The organism is Massilia psychrophila, from assembly GCF_002760665.1.
Taxonomy (GTDB): domain Bacteria; phylum Pseudomonadota; class Gammaproteobacteria; order Burkholderiales; family Burkholderiaceae_D; genus JAFCUW01.
In genome coordinates this window covers 140,970-158,979 of sequence record NZ_PDOB01000001.1, presented here as the reverse complement: position 1 = coordinate 158,979, position 18,010 = coordinate 140,970, and the positions used below count along the sequence as shown (strand labels likewise).

At 62.6% G+C, this 18,010-nt stretch carries 16 protein-coding genes; 4 read left to right on the top strand and 12 right to left on the bottom strand.

The window, feature by feature from the left end:
* Positions 1–124: 124 nt before the first annotated feature.
* The 4 genes from CR103_RS00725 to CR103_RS00710 form a co-directional block, all read right to left on the bottom strand.
* Positions 125–829 (bottom strand): response regulator transcription factor, encoded by a 705-nt coding sequence (locus CR103_RS00725; RefSeq protein ID WP_229442579.1) that lies wholly within the window; start codon positions 827–829, stop codon positions 125–127.
* Positions 830–924: 95 nt separating this feature from the next.
* Positions 925–2,340: an aspartate aminotransferase family protein gene (locus CR103_RS00720; RefSeq protein ID WP_099914091.1), complete on the bottom strand. Its 1,416-nt coding sequence runs from the start codon at positions 2,338–2,340 to the stop codon at positions 925–927.
* A 22-nt stretch (positions 2,341–2,362) separates the two neighbouring features.
* On the bottom strand, positions 2,363–3,733 hold the full coding sequence (locus tag CR103_RS00715) for a glutamine synthetase family protein (RefSeq protein WP_099914090.1): 1,371 nt from the start codon (positions 3,731–3,733) through the stop codon (positions 2,363–2,365).
* A 141-nt stretch (positions 3,734–3,874) separates the two neighbouring features.
* Complete coding sequence (locus CR103_RS00710) at positions 3,875–4,636, bottom strand: gamma-glutamyl-gamma-aminobutyrate hydrolase family protein (RefSeq protein WP_099914089.1); 762 nt, start codon at positions 4,634–4,636, stop codon at positions 3,875–3,877.
* A gap of 258 nt (positions 4,637–4,894) precedes the next feature.
* Here CR103_RS00710 and gabD point away from each other — a divergent pair, with 258 nt between their 5' ends.
* Positions 4,895–6,349: an NADP-dependent succinate-semialdehyde dehydrogenase gene (gene gabD, locus CR103_RS00705; protein ID WP_099914088.1), complete on the top strand. Its 1,455-nt coding sequence runs from the start codon at positions 4,895–4,897 to the stop codon at positions 6,347–6,349.
* Between the two features lie 142 nt (positions 6,350–6,491).
* Here gabD and CR103_RS00700 read toward each other — a convergent pair whose 3' ends face one another.
* The 8 genes from CR103_RS00700 to CR103_RS00665 all read right to left on the bottom strand — a co-directional run bounded on the left by CR103_RS00700 (position 6,492) and on the right by CR103_RS00665 (position 15,755).
* Complete coding sequence (locus tag CR103_RS00700) at positions 6,492–6,851, bottom strand: nucleotide pyrophosphohydrolase (RefSeq protein WP_099914087.1); 360 nt, start codon at positions 6,849–6,851, stop codon at positions 6,492–6,494.
* A gap of 4 nt (positions 6,852–6,855) precedes the next feature.
* The gene (can, locus tag CR103_RS00695) at positions 6,856–7,524 is read right to left on the bottom strand and encodes a carbonate dehydratase (protein ID WP_099914086.1); all 669 of its coding nucleotides are present in this window, start codon (positions 7,522–7,524) and stop codon (positions 6,856–6,858) included.
* A 67-nt stretch (positions 7,525–7,591) separates the two neighbouring features.
* Complete coding sequence (dnaJ, locus tag CR103_RS00690) at positions 7,592–8,710, bottom strand: molecular chaperone DnaJ (protein WP_099914085.1); 1,119 nt, start codon at positions 8,708–8,710, stop codon at positions 7,592–7,594.
* Between the two features lie 100 nt (positions 8,711–8,810).
* A complete protein-coding gene (dnaK, locus tag CR103_RS00685) occupies positions 8,811–10,760 on the bottom strand; it encodes a molecular chaperone DnaK (protein WP_099914084.1) in 1,950 nt (649 codons plus the stop codon).
* A 92-nt stretch (positions 10,761–10,852) separates the two neighbouring features.
* Entirely contained in the window at positions 10,853–11,395 is a 543-nt protein-coding gene (grpE, locus tag CR103_RS00680; protein ID WP_099914083.1) for a nucleotide exchange factor GrpE, read from the bottom strand.
* Positions 11,396–11,749: 354 nt separating this feature from the next.
* On the bottom strand, positions 11,750–12,859 hold the full coding sequence (hemH, locus tag CR103_RS00675) for a ferrochelatase (RefSeq protein ID WP_099914082.1): 1,110 nt from the start codon (positions 12,857–12,859) through the stop codon (positions 11,750–11,752).
* Positions 12,860–13,136: 277 nt separating this feature from the next.
* Positions 13,137–14,801, bottom strand: a complete 1,665-nt coding sequence (gene recN / locus CR103_RS00670) for a DNA repair protein RecN (protein ID WP_099914081.1) — start codon at positions 14,799–14,801, stop codon at positions 13,137–13,139.
* 51 nt (positions 14,802–14,852) lie between these two features.
* Complete coding sequence (locus CR103_RS00665) at positions 14,853–15,755, bottom strand: NAD kinase (protein WP_099914080.1); 903 nt, start codon at positions 15,753–15,755, stop codon at positions 14,853–14,855.
* Between the two features lie 86 nt (positions 15,756–15,841).
* On the opposite strand from CR103_RS00665, the gene CR103_RS24035 reads away from it, so the two are divergent.
* The 3 genes from CR103_RS24035 (at position 15,842) to CR103_RS00650 (ending at position 17,990) form a co-directional block, all read left to right on the top strand.
* Positions 15,842–16,075, top strand: coding sequence for a hypothetical protein (locus tag CR103_RS24035; protein ID WP_370659403.1), 234 nt, complete (start codon positions 15,842–15,844; stop codon positions 16,073–16,075).
* Between the two features lie 275 nt (positions 16,076–16,350).
* Entirely contained in the window at positions 16,351–16,671 is a 321-nt protein-coding gene (locus CR103_RS23125) for a hypothetical protein (protein ID WP_229442576.1), read from the top strand.
* Positions 16,668–17,990, top strand: coding sequence for a PQQ-dependent sugar dehydrogenase (locus CR103_RS00650; RefSeq protein ID WP_229442562.1), 1,323 nt, complete (start codon positions 16,668–16,670; stop codon positions 17,988–17,990). The genes CR103_RS23125 and CR103_RS00650 overlap by 4 nt, the downstream gene beginning before the upstream one ends.
* The last annotated feature ends 20 nt before the right edge of the window (positions 17,991–18,010 follow it).

Sequence of the window (18,010 nt, the reverse complement as noted above, 5' to 3'; positions counted from 1 at the left end):
CAGCAAGCGATCGATCAGCATGTCTTCGGTGACGTAGGAAATGACCAACGCCAGCCCGGTATAGCAAACGCAAATCAGTACGGTGAAACCGGCCAGTGCGGCAAACAGGCCATGCCGGATCGACCTAGCCACGGTTGATCTCACCCAGTTCCAGCCGATAGCCGAGCTGGGGAATGGTCACGATCAACTTTTGGGCGCTGGCCAGCTCCAGTTGCTTGCGCAACGCATAGATGTGCGATTTGAGGGCGTCGCTGTCCGGCGGATTAGCACCCCACAACTCGTGCATCAGCGCGGACCGGGATAGCGCGTGCGGGTACACGGTGCACATCTTGAGCAGGATCCTGAAACCGGCCAGCGTCAGCGGCACCGGTACGCCGTTGTAGAGCGTGCGCTTTTCGCGCAGCAAAAGCGTCAGCGGGCCAAGCTGCATTTCCTGGCTGACGTGCAGTTGTCCGCGTCGCGCCAGCGCTTCACAACGCAGGGCAAGCTCGCGCAGGTCGAACGGCTTGGTCAGGTAATCGTCCGCGCCGTCGTGAAAGCCGCGTGCCTTGTCTTCGAAAGCATCGCGCGCAGTGAGCATCAACACCGGCACATTGCGCGGTGCACGCGCCTTGATCGCACGGCAGACATCGAGGCCGTCCATGTCGGGAAGATTCAGGTCGAGCAGAACGACATCGTAGGCGTTGCGCGTGGCCAGATCGATGGCGAGCGCGCCGCTGGCGGCATGGTCGGTCTGCCACTTCAGTCCGTCCAAAAAATCCACGATCTGGCGTGCGATCGTCGGATGGTCTTCTACTACCAGTATCGTCAAGGGGCTGCGGTTCATCATTCGGCTGCGGGGCTAAGTAGCCGCAATGTAACAGACATTCGGCCAAAATTTGCTTTTTGGCAAATATGGCCCGCAACTGCGGCCGGCACTGAAACTTAAGCCGCAATCCCGCGCCGGCGCAGCTCCGCCAGCGTGTCGTCCAGCGCCGCGCCGATCTTGCCTGTCATTTCGTCGATCTGTTCGCGCGTCGTCACCAGAGGCGGCGCGATGATCATCCGGTCGCCCACCGCGCGCATGATGATGCCGCGCTCGAACATGTAGCCGCGGCAGATCATGCCCACCCCCAGGTCGCCGTCGAACACCTCGTTGCCGTGCACGGTCGCGCCCTTCCGGCGCACCAGGTTCAGGCCGGCGACGAAGCCGCAGCTGTCGGCGTGGCCAACCAGCGGATGGTCAGCCAGGGCGGTAAACTTCTGCTTGAGGTACGGCCCGGTATCCTGCGCCACCTTTTCCACCAGTTGTTCATCGCGCAGGATGCGGATATTCTCGAGCGCGGCGGCGCAAGCGACCGGATGGCCGGAATAGGTAAACCCGTGATTGAAGTCGCCGCCCTTTTCCGTCAGCACGGCGGCCACGCGGTCGCCCACCAGCACGCCGCCGAGCGGAATGTAGCCGGAGGTGACGCCCTTGGCGAACGCGATCAGGTCCGGCTTGATGCCCAACAGGGTTGAGCCGAACCAGGCGCCGAGCCGGCCGAAGCCGCAGATTACTTCGTCGGCAATCAGCAAGATGCCGTACTTGTCGCAGATGCGCTGTATTTCGGGCCAATAGGTCGGCGGCGGGATGATCACGCCGCCGGCGCCCTGTACCGGCTCGCCGATGAAGGCGGCGACGTTGTCGGGACCGAGTTCGCGGATGCGCTCTTCCAGCCAGCCGGCCGCGACCAGGCCGAATTCGTCAGGCGTCATGCCGCTGCCGCCCTCGAGATAGCTCGGCTGGCCGATGTGGACGATGCCGGGCACCATCGGGCCACCCTGGGCGTGCATGCCGGCCATGCCGCCCAGCGAGACGCCGGCGATGGTGCTGCCGTGGTAGGCGTTGTGGCGGCTGATGATGACGTGGCGCTCGCTCTGGCCCATCAGCTCCCAGTAACGCCGCACCATCCGCACGATGGTGTCGTTCGCCTCCGAGCCGGAACCGGTGAAGAAGACGTGGTTGAACTGCGGCGGCGAGACGTCGACCAGCAACGCGGCCAGCTGCACCGCCGGCAAGTTGGTGGTGTTGAAAAAGCTGTTATAGAACGGCAGCGTTTGCATCTGCTTGTAGACCGCATCGGCCATGCTGGTACGCCCGTAGCCGATGTTCACGCACCACAGCCCGGACATGGCGTCGAGGATCTTGTGGCCGTCCGAATCCCACAGGTAGATGCCGTCGCCCTTGACCATCACGCGCGCGCCACGCGCGGCCAGCGCATTGTGGTCGGTGAACGGATGGAGGTAATGGGCCGAGTCGAGTTGCTGGATGGCCTGGGTGTCGAACTGAACCTTGTCGAGTTGCTTGGTAATGTCCATGGTGGTGCTCTCGGTTTTTCGGTTACACGTGCAGCAGCAGATGCTCGCGTTCCCACGGGCTGATGACGGTCATGAATTCCTGGTGCTCCAGGTCCTTGATGGCGGCGTAGACGTCGATGAAACGGTCGCCCAGCACGGTGCGCAGCTTGTCTTCGCCGCGCAGCAGCGCCAGCGCCTCCGGCAGGCCCTGCGGCAGCTCGAACGGCATTTCGTAGGCGCTGCCCGTCATCATTTGGGTCGGTTCGATCTGCTCGGTCATGCCGAGGTAACCGCAGGCCAGCGTCACCGCCAGCGCCAAGTAGGGATTGGCGTCGGCGCCGATGATGCGGTTCTCGACACGCCGGTCCTGCACTCCCGATTCGGGCACCCGGAAGCCCACCGTGCGGTTGTCGATGCCCCACTGGATGTTGATCGGCGCGGCGGTGTGGCGCACGATGCGGCGGTACGAATTGACGTATGGCGCGACGATCGCCATGGCCGACGGCATGTAGCGCTGCAGCCCGCCGATGTAGTGCTTGAAGATCGGCGCTGCCGAACCGTCGTCGCTGCTGAAGATGTTGCGGCCGGTCTTGATGTCGACCACGCTCTGGTGCACGTGCATCGCCGAGCCAGGTTCGCCCGCCATCGGCTTGGCCATGAAGGTGGCGTACATGTCGTGCTTCAACGCCGCCTCGCGCAAGGTGCGCTTGAAAAAGAACACTTTGTCGGCCAGGCCCAACGGGTCGCCGTGCAGGAAGTTGATTTCCATCTGGCCGGCGCCGATCTCGTGGATCAGCGTGTCGACGTCGAGATTCATCAGCTCGCAGTAGTCGTAGATGTCCTCGAACAGCGGATCGAATTCATTGACCGCGTCGATGCTGTAGACCTGGCGGCTGGTTTCGGCGCGCCCGCTGCGCCCGACCGGCGCGCGCAGCGGCAGGTCCGGATCGATGTTCTTGGCCGTCAGGTAGAACTCCAGTTCGGGCGCCACCACTGGCTTCCAGCCCTTGTCGGCGTACAGCTTGAGCACGCGGCGCAGTACCGTGCGCGGTGCGAAGTCGACCATGGCGCCGTCGGAAAAATAGCAGTCGTGGATCACCTGCGCGGTGGGGTCGACCGCCCACGGCACCATCGTGATCGTGGTCGGGTCGGCTTTCAGGATCATGTCGCGGTCGGTGGTCGAAATGGCGCGGTCGTACGGCCCGTCATCGACCGGGTAGTTGCCGGTGACGGTCATGCCGAGCACCGCTTCGGGGATGCGCATGCCGCGCTCCTGGGTGAATTTCGCGCGCGGCATGATCTTGCCGCGCGCGACCCCGGTCAGGTCGGGGATCAGGCATTCGATTTCGGTGACCCGTTTTTCATTGAGCCACAAGTCCATGTCGGTATAGGTAAAATTTTCGCGGATAGCCATCGTTCTCTCTCATTTGTCTGGTTCGGGCCGCGGCAGCTGCGGCCGCAAGCGCTAGGGATGTGGGAGCAAAGAAACGTCACGGCAGCTAAGGCACGCCAAAGGCGGCCCATTGGTCGCACAGGCCCATGCTGCTCATGCCGCTCATGCTGGCCTCCCGCGCGCGGCGAGATAGGAGCGGCAGGCCTGGCCGAAGGCGTCGAACAGCCGCAGCGACACCGGGTTGTCGGCCAGCGCCCATTCGGGATGCCACTGCAGCGCCAGGGTAAAGCCGGGCGAGCCGGTCACCGAGAACGCCTCGACGACGCCGTCGGCGGCGCGCGCCTCGACCGCCAGCCCGCCGGCAAGCAGGTTGACGCCCTGCCCGTGCAGCGAATTGACGCCGATGTCCGCCGGGCCGAGGATGCGCGCCAACACCCCGCCCGGCACCAACGTCACCGTGTGGGCGATGCCGTACTGCTGATCGAGCGGATGATCGGGGTTTTCGCGGTGATCCATCAAGCCTTCGACGCCGTGCAGCGCCTGGTGCAGGCTGCCGCCGAGAGCGACGTTCATCTCCTGGAAGCCGCGGCAGATCGCCAGGATCGGGATGCCGCGCCGGATCGCGGCGCGAATCAGCGGCATGGTGGTGGCGTCGCGCGCCGGGTCCTGCGGCAGTGCGGGATCGAGCACTTCTTGCGCATAATGGCTGGGGTGGACGTTGGAGGCCGAGCCGGTCAGCAAGATGCCGTCGCAGGCGCCGAGCATGGTCTCGAGTTCGAGTTCAGCGCCCAGCGCTGGCAGGATCAGGGGCGCGCAGCCGGCCCCCTTGACGACGGCTTCGACGTATTTGGCTTGCACCGTGTGAAACTGGTGGGAACCGATATCGCAGGTGCAGGCTGGAACTAGGACAATGGGACGGAGCATGAGGTCTACCTGATCAATTGTTGTCGCACTCGGACCATGATAAATCGAAAGCGACATTTATGCGAAACAGTTGTTGATCGAGATCAAACGTACAGCTTTGCACTGGTCCGAGCCGCGCGTTATTAAAAGAATACCTGCTTACGGCCGCCATTGGCAACACCAACCGCCGTGCCAAGCCCGGCCGGTGCGGCGCGGCACGGCAAAAAAAGGCTACTATGACGTTCTGCGATGAATTTTCACCATGATTGAGGAAGCGATATGCTGAACCTGAAAGACCCTTCCCTGCTGCGCCAGCAGTCCTACATCAACGGCGAGTGGTGCGACGCCGACGACGCTTCCACCATCACGGTGACCAATCCGGCCACCGGCGAATCGATCGGCACCGTGCCGCACATGGGCGCGGTTGAAACGAAGCGGGCGATCGACGCCGCCAACGCCGCCTGGCCGGCCTGGCGCAAGACGACGGCCAAGGAACGCAGCCTTATCCTGCGCAAGTGGAACGACCTGATGCTGGAAAACGCCGACGACCTGGCGCTGATCATGACCGCCGAGCAAGGTAAACCTTTGCCGGAAGCAAAAGGCGAAGTGGCCTACGCCGCCTCGTTCTTCGAGTGGTTCGGCGAACAGGCCAAGCGGATCGAGGGCGACACCTTGCAGTCGCCATGGCTTGATCGCCGCACGGTCGTCACGCGCGAGCCGATCGGCGTGTGCGCGGCGATTACGCCGTGGAATTTTCCTGCCGCGATGATTACCCGCAAGGTCGGCCCGGCGCTGGCCGCCGGCTGTCCGATCGTCGTCAAGCCGGCCGAGCTGACGCCGTTTTCGGCCATCGCGCTGGCGGTGCTGGCCGAGCGCGCAGGCGTACCGAAAGGCGTGTTTTCCGTCATCACCGGCGACTCGAAGTCGATCGGCTTGGAGATGACCAGCAATCCGATCGTGCGCAAGGTGAGCTTTACCGGTTCGACCCAGGTCGGCCGTCTATTGATGGCGCAGTCGGCACCGACCATCAAGAAGCTGTCGCTCGAACTGGGCGGCAACGCGCCGTTCATCGTCTTCGACGACGCCGACATCGACGCCGCCGTCGAGGGCGCGATCGCCTCCAAATACCGCAACGCCGGCCAGACGTGCGTGTGCGCCAACCGGCTGTACGTGCAGGACGGCGTCTACGACCAGTTCGCCGACAAACTGGTCGCCGCGGTAGCCAAGCTAAAAGTCGGCAACGGCCAGCAAGCGGGCGTCACGCAAGGACCGCTGATCGAAGAAAAAGCCGTCGTCAAGGTCGAGCAGCACATCGCCGACGCGCTGTCGAAAGGCGCGCGCCTGATCGCCGGCGGCAAGCGCCACGCGCTCGGCCACAGTTTTTTTCAGCCGACCATTCTGGCCGACGTCGACGCCAGCATGCTGGTGGCGACCGAAGAAACCTTCGGCCCGCTGGCGCCGCTGTTCCGTTTTAAAACCGAAGCGGAAGTGATCGCCATGGCGAACGACACCGAGTTCGGCCTGGCGGCGTATTTTTATTCGCGCGACATCGGCCGCGTGTGGCGGGTGGCAGAAGCGCTCGAGAGCGGCATGGTGGGCGTCAATACCGGGCTGATCTCGAACGAGATCGCGCCGTTCGGCGGGGTCAAGCAGTCCGGCCTGGGGCGAGAAGGCTCGAAGTACGGGATGGATGATTATCTGGTGATGAAATATATTTGCATGGGCGGGATTTAAACAGCCCCCTGACACGTCGTCCTCGCGAATGCGGGGGACCCAATTTTTCGGCAATATCGACAATGCCTGGCTTCGTCCGTTAAAAAGATGATCAACTAATCGGGCAAACTGGGTCACCGGGTTCGCGAGCATCATTCGGCACCTACTCGCCTGGATACTCCGAATACTTGCGCGCATCCCCGCGCACCTTGTCGGCCGGATATTTGGCGCGATTCAGCACCATCTTTTCCAGCACCGCCGCGTGTAAATCGACGTCGAGCTTGTCGGCCAGCCGGATCAAGTACACCAGCACGTCGGCCATCTCGTGACGCACCTGCGCCAGCTTGTTTGGGCCCAGTTCCACCGCATCGCCGCGCGCCAGCCACTGGAAGTGTTCCAGCAGTTCGGCCGCTTCCACCGTCAGCGCCGCCGACAGATTCTTCGGCGTGTGAAACTGGTCCCAGTCGCGCTCGTCGACGAACTGGCGCACCATGTCGCGCAGGCCCGTCAGTTCGGTGGCCATCGCTTTAGGCCTCGTAGGAAGCCAGGCGCACTTCAAGTTTTGGGGCGAGTTCCTCGATGCTGCCCACGCTCATGCCGAGGTCGCGCAGCAAGCCGTCGTGCAAGCCGTACACCCAGCCGTGCACGCTCAGCTTCTGGCCGCGCTCCCAGGCGTCGCGCACCACGGTCGTTTGCGCCACGTTGATGACCTGTTCGGTCACGTTCAGCTCGCACAGGCGGTTGGCGCGGTCCCTGACCGGCATCGCTTCGCCAAGGTATTTCTCGTGCTTCTGGTGCACGTCCTGGACGTGGCGCAGCCAGTTGTCGGCCAGGCCGACGCGCTGGTTGGTCATTGCCGCGTGCACGCCGGAACAGCCGTAATGGCCGCAAACGATGATGTGCTTGACCTTCAGCACGTCGATGGCGAATTGCAGCACGGTCAGGCAATTCAAATCGGAATGGACCACCACGTTGGCGATGTTGCGGTGAACGAACAGCTCGCCCGGCGCCAGGCCCAGCAGCTCATTGGCAGGCACCCGGCTGTCGGAGCAGCCGATCCACAGGTACTCGGGCGACTGCTGTGCGGCCAGCGCCTTGAAAAATTCGGGGTCCCTGGCTACCATTGCCGCCGCCCAGTTGCGGTTGCGCTCGAACAATTCGTCGGTGGTGAGACCACTGCCTCTTACTTGTGTCATTAGTATTCCTGTTCGCGAAAAAAAACCGCTGAGGGGCGCTAGCCTTGCTCAGCGGTTCAATGGGGTCTTATTCGAAAAAATCCTTGACCTTGTCCATCCAGCCCTTGCTTTGCGGACTGTGCTTGGAGCCGCCCTCGACCGTCAGGCGCTCGAATTCCTTCAGCAGGTCTTTTTGCTTGTCGGTCAGCTTGACCGGGGTTTCGACGGCGACGTGGCAGAACAAATCGCCCGCGTAACCGGAGCGCACGCCCTTGATGCCCTTGGCCTTCAGGCGGAACGTCTTGCCCGACTGCGTGCCTTCGGGGATCGTAAACGATACCTTGCCCGACAATGTCGGCACTTCGATGTCGCCGCCCAAGGTCGCCTTGACGAACGAGATCGGCATTTCGCAATGCAGGTCATCGCCTTCGCGCTGGAACACCGCGTGCGGCTTGATGTGGATTTCCACATACAGGTCGCCCGGCGGGCCGCCGTTGGTGCCCGGCTCGCCGTTGCCCGACGAGCGGATCCGCATGCCGTTGTCGATGCCGACCGGAATTTTCACTTCCAGCGTCTTGTTGCGCTTGATGCGTCCGGCGCCGCCGCATGGCGCGCACGGATCGGTGACGACCTTGCCGCTGCCATGGCATTTCGGGCACGTTTGCTGGATGCTGAAGAAGCCTTGCTGCATGCGCACCTGGCCGTGGCCGGCACAAGTGGTGCAGGTGGTTGGCGACGTGCCCGGTTTGGCGCCGCTGCCGTGGCAGGTGTCGCACTTGTCCCAGCTCGGCACCCGGATGGTAGTGTCAAAGCCGTGCGCGGCCTGCTCGAGGGTGATCTCGAGGTTGTAGCGCAGGTCGGCGCCGCGGTACACCTGCGGGCCGGCACCGCGCCCGCGCCCGGCGCCGCCGCCGAAGATATCGCCAAAGATGTCGCCGAAGCTGTCGGCGAAGCCGCCCTGGCCGCCGCCGCCCATGTTCGGATCGACGCCGGCGTGACCGTGGCGGTCATACGCTTCGCGCTTTTCCGGGTTGGTCAGCATCTCGTACGCTTCCTTGACTTCCTTGAACTTTTCTTCCGATTCCTTGTTGTCCGGATTGCGGTCCGGATGGTATTTCATCGCCAGCTTGCGATACGACTTCTTGATTTCTTCCTCGGAAGCGTTCTTGGCGACCCCGAGGATCTCGTAAAAATCACGTTTTGCCATTTTTTGGCACCTTGCTGTCTGTCTGACTACTTGATCTTAATATGTAAAAAAACCGAGCCGGTTGAGCGGCTCGGCATTCTACTACAACCCGCTTGCGGGATTACTTGGCGTCTTTGACTTCCTTGAAGTCGGCGTCGACGACGTCGTCCTGCTTGCCGCCGGCGTCAGTGCCGCCGGCTTGCTGCTGGCCGCTGCCTTCCGCACCCGCGCCGGCCTGCTGCTGCGCTTGCTGGTCGGCATACATCTTCTCGCCCAGCTTTTGCGATGCGGTCGACAGCGCCGCCACCTTGGCGTCGATCTCGGCCTTGTCAGCCGATTTGAGCGACGTCTCCAACGCGGTGATCGCGCCCTGGATGGCTTCCTTCTCGCCGGCCTCTAACTTGTCGCCGTATTCGGTGAGCGATTTTTTGGTCGAGTGCACCAGCGCGTCGGCCTGATTGCGTGACTCGGCCAGCTCGCGCAGCTTGTGATCTTCTTCGGCGTTGAGCTCGGCGTCTTTGACCATTTTCTGGATTTCCGCTTCGGTCAGGCCGGAGTTTGCCTTGATCGTGATCTTGTTCTCTTTGCCGGTGGCCTTGTCTTTTGCGCCGACGTGCAAAATGCCGTTGGCGTCGATGTCGAACGTCACTTCGATCTGCGGCGTGCCGCGCGATGCCGGCGGGATGCCTTCGAGGTTAAATTCGCCCAGGCCTTTGTTGCCGACAGCGATTTCGCGCTCGCCCTGGTAGACCTTGATCGTCACCGCAGGCTGATTGTCGTCGGCGGTCGAGAACACTTGCGAGAACTTGGTCGGGATTGTGGTGTTCTTGTGAATCATCTTGGTCATCACGCCGCCCAGGGTTTCGATACCCAGCGACAATGGCGTCACGTCGAGCAGCAGCAAATCCTTGCGCTCGCCCGACAGCACCGAGCCCTGGATCGCCGCGCCAACCGCCACCGCTTCGTCCGGGTTGACGTCCTTGCGCGGCTCCTTGCCGAAAAATTCCTTGACCTTTTCCTGCACCTTCGGCATGCGCGTCATGCCGCCAACCAAAATGATGTCGTCGATGTCGGTTACCTTGACGCCGGCGTCCTTGATTGCCACCCGGCATGGCTCGATGGTGGCGGCGATCAGTTCCTCGACCAGCGACTCGAGCTTGGCACGGGTCATTTTCAGCGTCAGGTGGACCGGCGCGCCGTTCGCCATGGCGATGTACGGCTCGTTGATTTCCGTTTGCGCGGCCGACGACAGTTCGATCTTGGCGCGCTCGGCCGAAGCCTTGATGCGCTGCAGGGCGATAGGATCTTTTTTCAGGTCGAGGCCGTTGATTTTCTTGAACTCGTCGATGATGTAATCGATGATGCGCTGGTCGAAATCTTCGCCGCCGAGGAAAGTGTCGCCATTGGTCGACAGCACTTCGAACTGCTTTTCGCCGTCGACGTTGGCGATCTCGATGATGGAGATGTCGAACGTGCCGCCGCCGAGGTCGTACACGGCGATCTTGCGGTCGCCCTTGTCGGTGCGGTCCAGGCCGAACGCCAGTGCGGCCGCGGTCGGCTCGTTGATGATGCGCTTGACGTCCAGGCCGGCGATGCGACCGGCGTCCTTGGTAGCCTGGCGCTGGGAGTCGTTGAAGTAAGCCGGCACGGTGATGACCGCCTCGGTGACTTCTTCGCCAAGGTAGTCTTCGGCGGTTTTCTTCATCTTGCGCAGGATTTCCGCGGAAACTTGCTGGGAGGCCAGCTTCTTGCCACGCACGCCGATCCAGGCGTCGCCATTTTCTGCTTTGACGATTTCGTACGGCATCAGACCGATGTCTTTTTGAACTTCTTTCTCGTCAAACTTGCGGCCGATCAGGCGTTTGACGGCAAACAGGGTGTTCTTCGGGTTGGTGACCGCCTGGCGTTTCGCCGGCGCGCCAACCAGGATCTCGCCATCTTCCTGATATGCAATGATCGACGGCGTCGTGCGCGCGCCTTCCGCATTCTCGATTACCTTTGGTTGACCATTTTCCATGATCGCGACGCAGGAGTTGGTTGTTCCCAAGTCGATACCGATAATTCTGCCCATGATTTTTTTCCTTTTAAGTGCTAAGTTTCAGATATGTCAAATATGCGGAACAAGTGTGCGCTTTCAAGAGCTTACAAAGCCGCACCTTGCTTTTATTTTGCTTGCGCGGCCGTGACGATCGCCGGGCGCAGCAGGCGGTCGGCAATCATATAGCCTTTTTGCAATACGTTGACTACCGTGTTGGCTTCCTGGTCGGCCGGTACCACTGCCACGGCCTGGTGCTTCATCGGATCGAGCTTGTCGCCCTGGGCCGGCATCACTTCGACCAGCCGATTTTTCTCGAAAGCGGACGTCATCTGCTTGAGCGTCATTTCGACGCCTTCCTTGAGCGACTCGATCGACGGCGCTTCGACCTTCAATGCCATCTCGAGACTGTCGCGTACCGGCAGCATGGCCTCGGCAAAGCTCTCGACGGCGAACTTGTGCGCCTTGCTGACGTCTTCCTGGGCGCGGCGGCGGATATTCTCGCCTTCCGCCTTGGCACGCATGAACGCATCGTGCATCTCGGCCAGCTTGGCCTCGGTCGCGCTCAGCTGCTGTTCAAGCTCATTGAGCGCCGGGGTGCCTGCTACCTGATTCGCTTCACCCTCGCCGTCTATTGGCTGGGAAACTTCCTGGTTTTCTTGGTCTTGCATCGAAAAACTCCTAAAATCAATGACTTAGCGTTAAATTAGACGTGTCTTGCTAACAACAGAGAGAGCAGATGGGGTTATATCCTACAGTTTCAAGGGAGATTCTTGCCCGCAGGCCGGCTCGGCGACATGTAAGCGTTGTTACAAGTTTTACGAAACGGAATCTTTACCAGAGGAGCTAACGCCCTACTATCTGCCTGACAACGTCTTGGCGGCGCACCGAGTGCCGCGAACGTGCCAGGGAGGGCTTCATGAAACTGCAACTGATCACCGCCAGCGTCATCGCTTACACCATCTTTGCGATGGCGTTGATCTGCTATGCCGAGCTGACGCTGTCCTGAACCGCCGGTTCGATCGTCATCGCTCGGCGCCCAGCGCCAGCGCCCGTTCGCGGCCGATTTCCGCGTCCTTCTTTTCAGCCTCGCGCTGGGCCGGCGTCATCATCGTCGGCCAGCCGATCAGGTGCTGCTCGGCGATTTCGGCAAAGCCGGCAATCCACGACGGATCTTCGTTCAGGCAGGCGATGTAGTGGAACTGCTTGCCGCCGGCGGCGAGGAAATCGTGCTTCGCCTCCATCGCGATCTCTTCCAGCGTTTCCAGGCAATCGCTGGTAAACCCCGGGCAGATCACGTCGATCCGCTCGATGCCGTCGCGCGCCAGCTGCTGCAAGGTCGGCGCGGTGTACGGCTGCAGCCACTCGGCCTTGCCGAAGCGCGACTGGAAGGTGACGACGTACTGGTCCGGTTTCAAGCGCAGCTTCGCCGCCAGCAGGCGCGCCGTCTTGTAGCATTCGCAATGGTAAGGGTCGCCCAGCAACAGGGTGCGCTTCGGCACCCCGTGAAAGCTCATCAGCAGTTTCTGGCCGCGGCCGTTGGTTTCCCAGAACGCCAGCACGCTGTCATGCAATGCATCGATGTAGCTGTCATGGTCGTGGTAGTGCTTCACCATGCGCAGCTCGGGCATATTGCGCACCTTCGCATAGTGGGCGAACACGGCGTCGTAGATCGACGCGGTGGTGGTGCCCGAATATTGCGGGTAGGCCGGCAGGATGACCACGCGCTCGCAATGTTCGGCTTTCAGCTTGTCGAGCACTTCCGGCAGCGACGGCGAGCCGTAGCGCATCGCCATCACCACCCGCAGCGCGTCGTGGCCGCGTTCGCCCAGCGCGCCGCGCAGCAGCGTCGCCTGCTTCTGGGTATGCACTTTCAGGGGCGAGCCCTCGCGCGTCCAGATGCTTTCATACTTTTTCGCCGACTTGCCCGAGCGGAAAGGCAGGATGATCAGGTTCAGGATGAGCCACCATACCAGGCGCGGAATTTCAACCACCCGCGGGTCCGACAGGAACTCCTTCAGGTAGCGCCGTACCGCACCGCGTGTCGGCTCGTCGGGGGTGCCAAGGTTGACCAGCACGACCGCGCTGCGGGCCACGGTGCCGTGAATAAAAGGGGGTTCTTTTCGGAAGGACATGGAGGGCTGTGTGGAAAATGGAGGCAAGGCCGCTATTATAGATTCGCCACCTCGCGAAATGACGTTTTTTAACCAAACCGCACATTGGCGCCGTCGTCAAGGTCAACCCCGGGGTCTGACCCAAGAAGCAGGTCAGACCCTGAGCCGTTCAGAAACCGCGAGGGGAAGTACTGATCCCCACCTAAAGGAGTTTACTGTCCCGCTCGTGCCCGAATGTCGGAACTGACCCCGGAATTGCTCTTTGTAAGTAAGCATTTTATGCCGCCGTTCTGGTGGTTCAAGACGCCAGCAGTTCGCGCGCGTGCTTGCGGGTGATCGCGGTGATTTCGAGCCCGCCGAGCATGCGGGCGACTTCTTCGACCCGGGATTTGCTATCCAACACGTCGATGTGGGAGACGGTCTTGCCCGCTGGCGTGGTGCCCTTGGCGACCTGGAAATGCTGATTGGCCTGGCTGGCGACCTGCGGCAGGTGGGTCACGCACAGCACCTGGCGCTGCTGGCCGAGGCGTTTGAGCAAGCGGCCAACCACTTCGGCAACGGCGCCGCCGATGCCGCTGTCGACCTCGTCGAAAATCAGGGTCGGCGTGGTGGTGGCGTTCGAGGTGATGACAGAAATGGCCAGCGCGATGCGCGCCAATTCGCCGCCGGAGGCAACTTTTGCCAGCGGACGCGGCGCGACGCCGGCGTGGCCGGCCACCAGAAATTCGACCTGCTCGAGGCCGCTCGAACCCGGTTCGCACGGGTTCAGGCCGACGGCAAACCTGCCGCCCGTCATGTTCAATTCCTGCATTGCGGCGGTGACCTGGCTGCCGAGCTGTTTGGCGGCGGCGGCGCGGATCTTCGACAACTTGGCGGCCGCTTCCATGTAGCGCGCCTCGACCAGCGCTTCCTGCTTGCGCAAACCGTCGAGGTCGGTGGCGTCGGCCAGTTGCAGCAGGCGCGCCGACAGCAACGCGTGTTCGTCCGGCAATTCGTCGGGCGTGACCCGGAACTTGCGGGCAGTGCCGTGGATGGCCTCCAGCCGCGCGTCGACCTGACGCAGCCGTTCGGGATCGAGCTCGACCCGGTCGAGGTAGTCGTTGAGCGCGTACACCGCTTCCTGCAGCTGGATGCGGGCCGGCTCCATGCAGTCGAGCACGCCTTGAAGGCCGGCGTCGACGTCGACCAGCTTGCCGAGCTTGGTGTTGAGCGCGGCCAGTTGCGACAGGATCGGGTGGTCCGATTCGGAAATCGCGGCCAGCGCTTCCTGGGCGCCTTCGAGCAGGCTGGCGGCGTGCGACAGGCGGCTGTGCTCGTTGCTGATGTCGGCCCATTCGCCGGGCTTGACCGCCAGCTTGTCGAGTTCGCCAACCTGCCATTCGAGCCGCTCGCGCTCGGCCAGCACGTTGCGCGCGTCTTTTTCGAATTCCTCGCGCTGGCGCACCATGGCGCGCCACTGCTTGTGGATGGCGGCCACTTCGTGCGCCAGCGCGGCGGCGGCGGCGTCGCGCAAGCCGGCCTGATTGTCGAGCAACGCGCGCTGGGCCTCGCTTTTGAGCAGCGACTGGTGGGCGTGCTGGCCGTGGATGTCGACCAGCATGTCGCCGAGATCGCGCAGCTGGGTGGCGGTGGCGGCAATGCCGTTGATGAACGCTTTCGAGCGGCCGGCGTTGTCGATCACGCGGCGCAACAGCGCGCCGCCGTCCTCGATGGAAAATTCGTTCTGATCGAGCCAGGCGCCAGCGGCCGCGCTGACGGTAAAATCGGCGCTGATGTCGGCCTTGGCGGCACCTTCGCGCACCACCGAGGCGTCACCGCGCCCGCCCAGCGCCAGTTGCAGCGCGTCGATCAGGATCGACTTGCCGGCGCCGGTTTCGCCCGTGAAGACGGAAAAGCCGCTGGCGAACTCAAGTTCGATGGTGTCGACGATGACGAAATCGCGGATGGTCAGTGTACGCAGCATGCGGGTTTCAATTGAGTGTCGATTCAGTAGGTTGGCGGGTTGGCGAACAGCTTACGTGAGCTTGCCCTCGTCCGACGGATATTCGTTCCAGTGCAGCTTTTCGCGCAGCGTGTCGTAGTAGCTCCAGCCTTCCGGATGCAGGAACGTGATGCAGTTGGGCGAGCGCGAGATAGTGATCTGGTCGCCGTGGACCAGGCTGGCGAAAGTCTGCATGTCGAAGTTGACGCTGACGTCGCGCCCGCTGACGATCTCGATCACGATCTCGCTCGAGTCAGGCACCACGATCGGCCGGTTCGACAGCGCGTGCGGGGCAATCGGCACCAGCACGATGCCCGACAGGTTCGGGTGCAGCAGCGGGCCGCCGGCCGACAACGCGTACGCGGTCGAGCCGGTCGGCGTCGAGATGATCAGGCCGTCGGAGCGCTGGTTGTACATGAAGTGGCCGTCGACCGTCACTTTCAGCTCGACCATGCCGGCGCCGGCGCCGCGCGCCACCACCACGTCATTGACCGCCAGCCCGTAGGTGATCGTGACGCCGGCACGCATCACCCGCCCTTCGAGCAAGGTGCGCTTTTCCGCCTTCGACTTGCCGCTCAAGATGTCGTCGAGCACCGGGATCATGCGCTCGGTCGGAATGTCGGTCATGAAGCCGAGCCGCCCTTGGTTAATGCCGATCAAGGGCACATCGTAAGGCGCCAGCTGGCGCGCGATGCCGAGCATGGTGCCGTCGCCGCCCATGATGATGGCGGCGCACGCCGTTTGGCCGATCTCGGCCGCGCTCATGGCGGCGATGCCGGGCAGGCCGAGGTGGGCCGCGGTCTCCGTTTCGAACACCACGCGGTAGCCGGCGCCTTGCAGGTAATCGACGATGCCGGCGACCGGTTTTTCGATGTCGGCGGTGTTGTGTCGGACCACCAGCGCGACGGTTTTTTGCGGGGCAGGCGTAGTTGGCATAAAATTTCGAAGGGGTTATGTAGATGACACTGGATGCTACGAGGCGACACGCAGCAGATTAACCCAAAAACCGCACACTTGTGTAGGTGGCGGTCACTGTATGCATTCCCAGTATAGGGGGCAGCGCGGCTTTTCGGCAAGCGGGGTTCCCGTGTTGCTCGCCCGTGCCACCCCGGTCAGATAACGAGAGTGGCAGCGAATACGGCAGCGAACACGACGGCGACATGTGTTCGCCGTCGTGCCGGCTTGAACCCGGGTACAGCTGCTTCCGGTACAAGGCCAGCGCTGGCATCAGGCAGAACATGGCATACGGCATATAAGCAAAAAGCTGCCCTTAAATAGCGCCACCGCCTGCCACGCCGGATTAAAGCGGCCCAGCTTGGTCGGTGATGACTGCGCCGTCATCAGTTCGTTCGGCCCGCATTTGAACAACGCGAACAACAGGAAGGAGAGGGTCAGGTACAGGCGCAGCGACCAAATCATCCGTCATTTACTTGCAAAATTTTATTATTTCTTCGCGCCAATGAATGGCAACTGCGCGCCCCGATTCCCCTTGCCGTCTTAAAATTAGTACAACAGATCACAGGAGGTTCGAATGGATAACACCAGCAGCAAGGACAGCAAACCGAAACACCCCACGATCAACACTGCAGCGCCGACCAAGGACGACGGCGTCAAGCGCATGCCGCACGAGCGCGACGAGTCGCCCGAAGGCGTCGACCAGGAGCCGCGCGGCGTCATGAAGCAGGCCGCGGCCGACCTCGAGCGGGGATTGGTCGATACCGACATGCACGGCATGCCAGGCCTCCCGCCGGCCGCCGGGCCATCCGGCCAGGCCAAGCCGTTGCAAGATGCGGCGGACGGCATGCGCGACCAGGCTGCGCCTAATTCAACTGAAGACAAGCCTGGACAATGACCAGGATGATTAAAATCACCGGTTTGGCGCTCGCCCTGTCGACCATCGCCGCCGCCGCCGTGGCGCAAACCGCGGTGCCAACGTATGCGGTCGGCTTCGGCCCCAACCCGGTGCTGCCGGCCCCGCAAAAGACGCTGTTGCCGACGGTGAACGTGGCGCCGGCCGAAGGCTGGCCGGCGGGCGCCACGCCGGTCGCCGCCAGCGGCATGGCGGTGACTGCTTACGCCGCCGGGCTGGACCACCCGCGCTGGCTGTACGTGCTGCCGAACGGCGACGTGCTGGTGGCCGAAACCAACAAGCCGGTGCCCACCGAAAAGGAGTCCAGCGGCATCAAGGCCGCGGTGACGAAGTTCCAAATGAAAAGAGCCGGTGCCGGGGTGGCCTCGGCGAACCGCATCACGCTGCTGCGCGGCGTCGGCGCCGACGGTGCGGCGGCCAGCAAGACGATTTTCCTCGAAGGGCTCAACTCACCGTTCGGCATGGCGCTGGTCGGCAGCGACCTGTATATCGCCAACGCCGATGCCGTGCTGCGCTTTCCTTACCAGACGGGCGAAACCCGGATCGCCGCCAAGGGCGAGAAGGTAATCGACCTGCCGGCCGGTATCAACCACCACTGGACCAAGAACATCGTCGCCAGTCCCGACGGCAAGCGCCTGTATGTGTCGGTTGGCTCGAACAGCAATATCGGCGAAAACGGCATGGACAAGGAAGAAGGCCGCGCCGCGATCTGGGAAATCAACCGCGCCAGCGGCAAGAGCCGGGTGTTCGCGAGCGGCCTGCGCAATCCCGTCGGCATGAGCTTCAACCCGTTCAACGCGGTGCTGTGGACCAGCGTCAACGAGCGCGATGAACTCGGCAACGACCTGGTGCCCGACTACATGACGTCGGTAAAGGAAGGCGCGTTCTATGGCTGGCCGTACAGTTATTACGGCCAGCATGTCGACACCCGCATCACGCCGGCCCGGCCCGAGCTGGTGGCCAAAGCTATTTCGCCCGACTACGCCCTCGGCGCCCACACCGCTTCGCTCGGCCTGGCGTTCTATAACGGCGCGCTGTTCCCGGACTTTAAAAATGGCGCGCTGGTGGGACAACACGGTTCGTGGAACCGCAAACCGGCTTCCGGCTACAAGCTGGTGTTCGTGCCGTTCGCCGGCGGCAAGCCGAGCGCTGCGCCGCAGGACGTGCTGACCGGCTTCCTCAGTCCCGCCGGCCACGCGTGGGGCCGGCCGGTTGGGGTGGCGGTCGACAAGGGCGGCGCGATCCTGCTCGCCGACGACGTCGGCAACGTGGTGTGGCGGGTGACGCCGGCAGCGAAGTAAATAAATAAATCAAGGCGAAT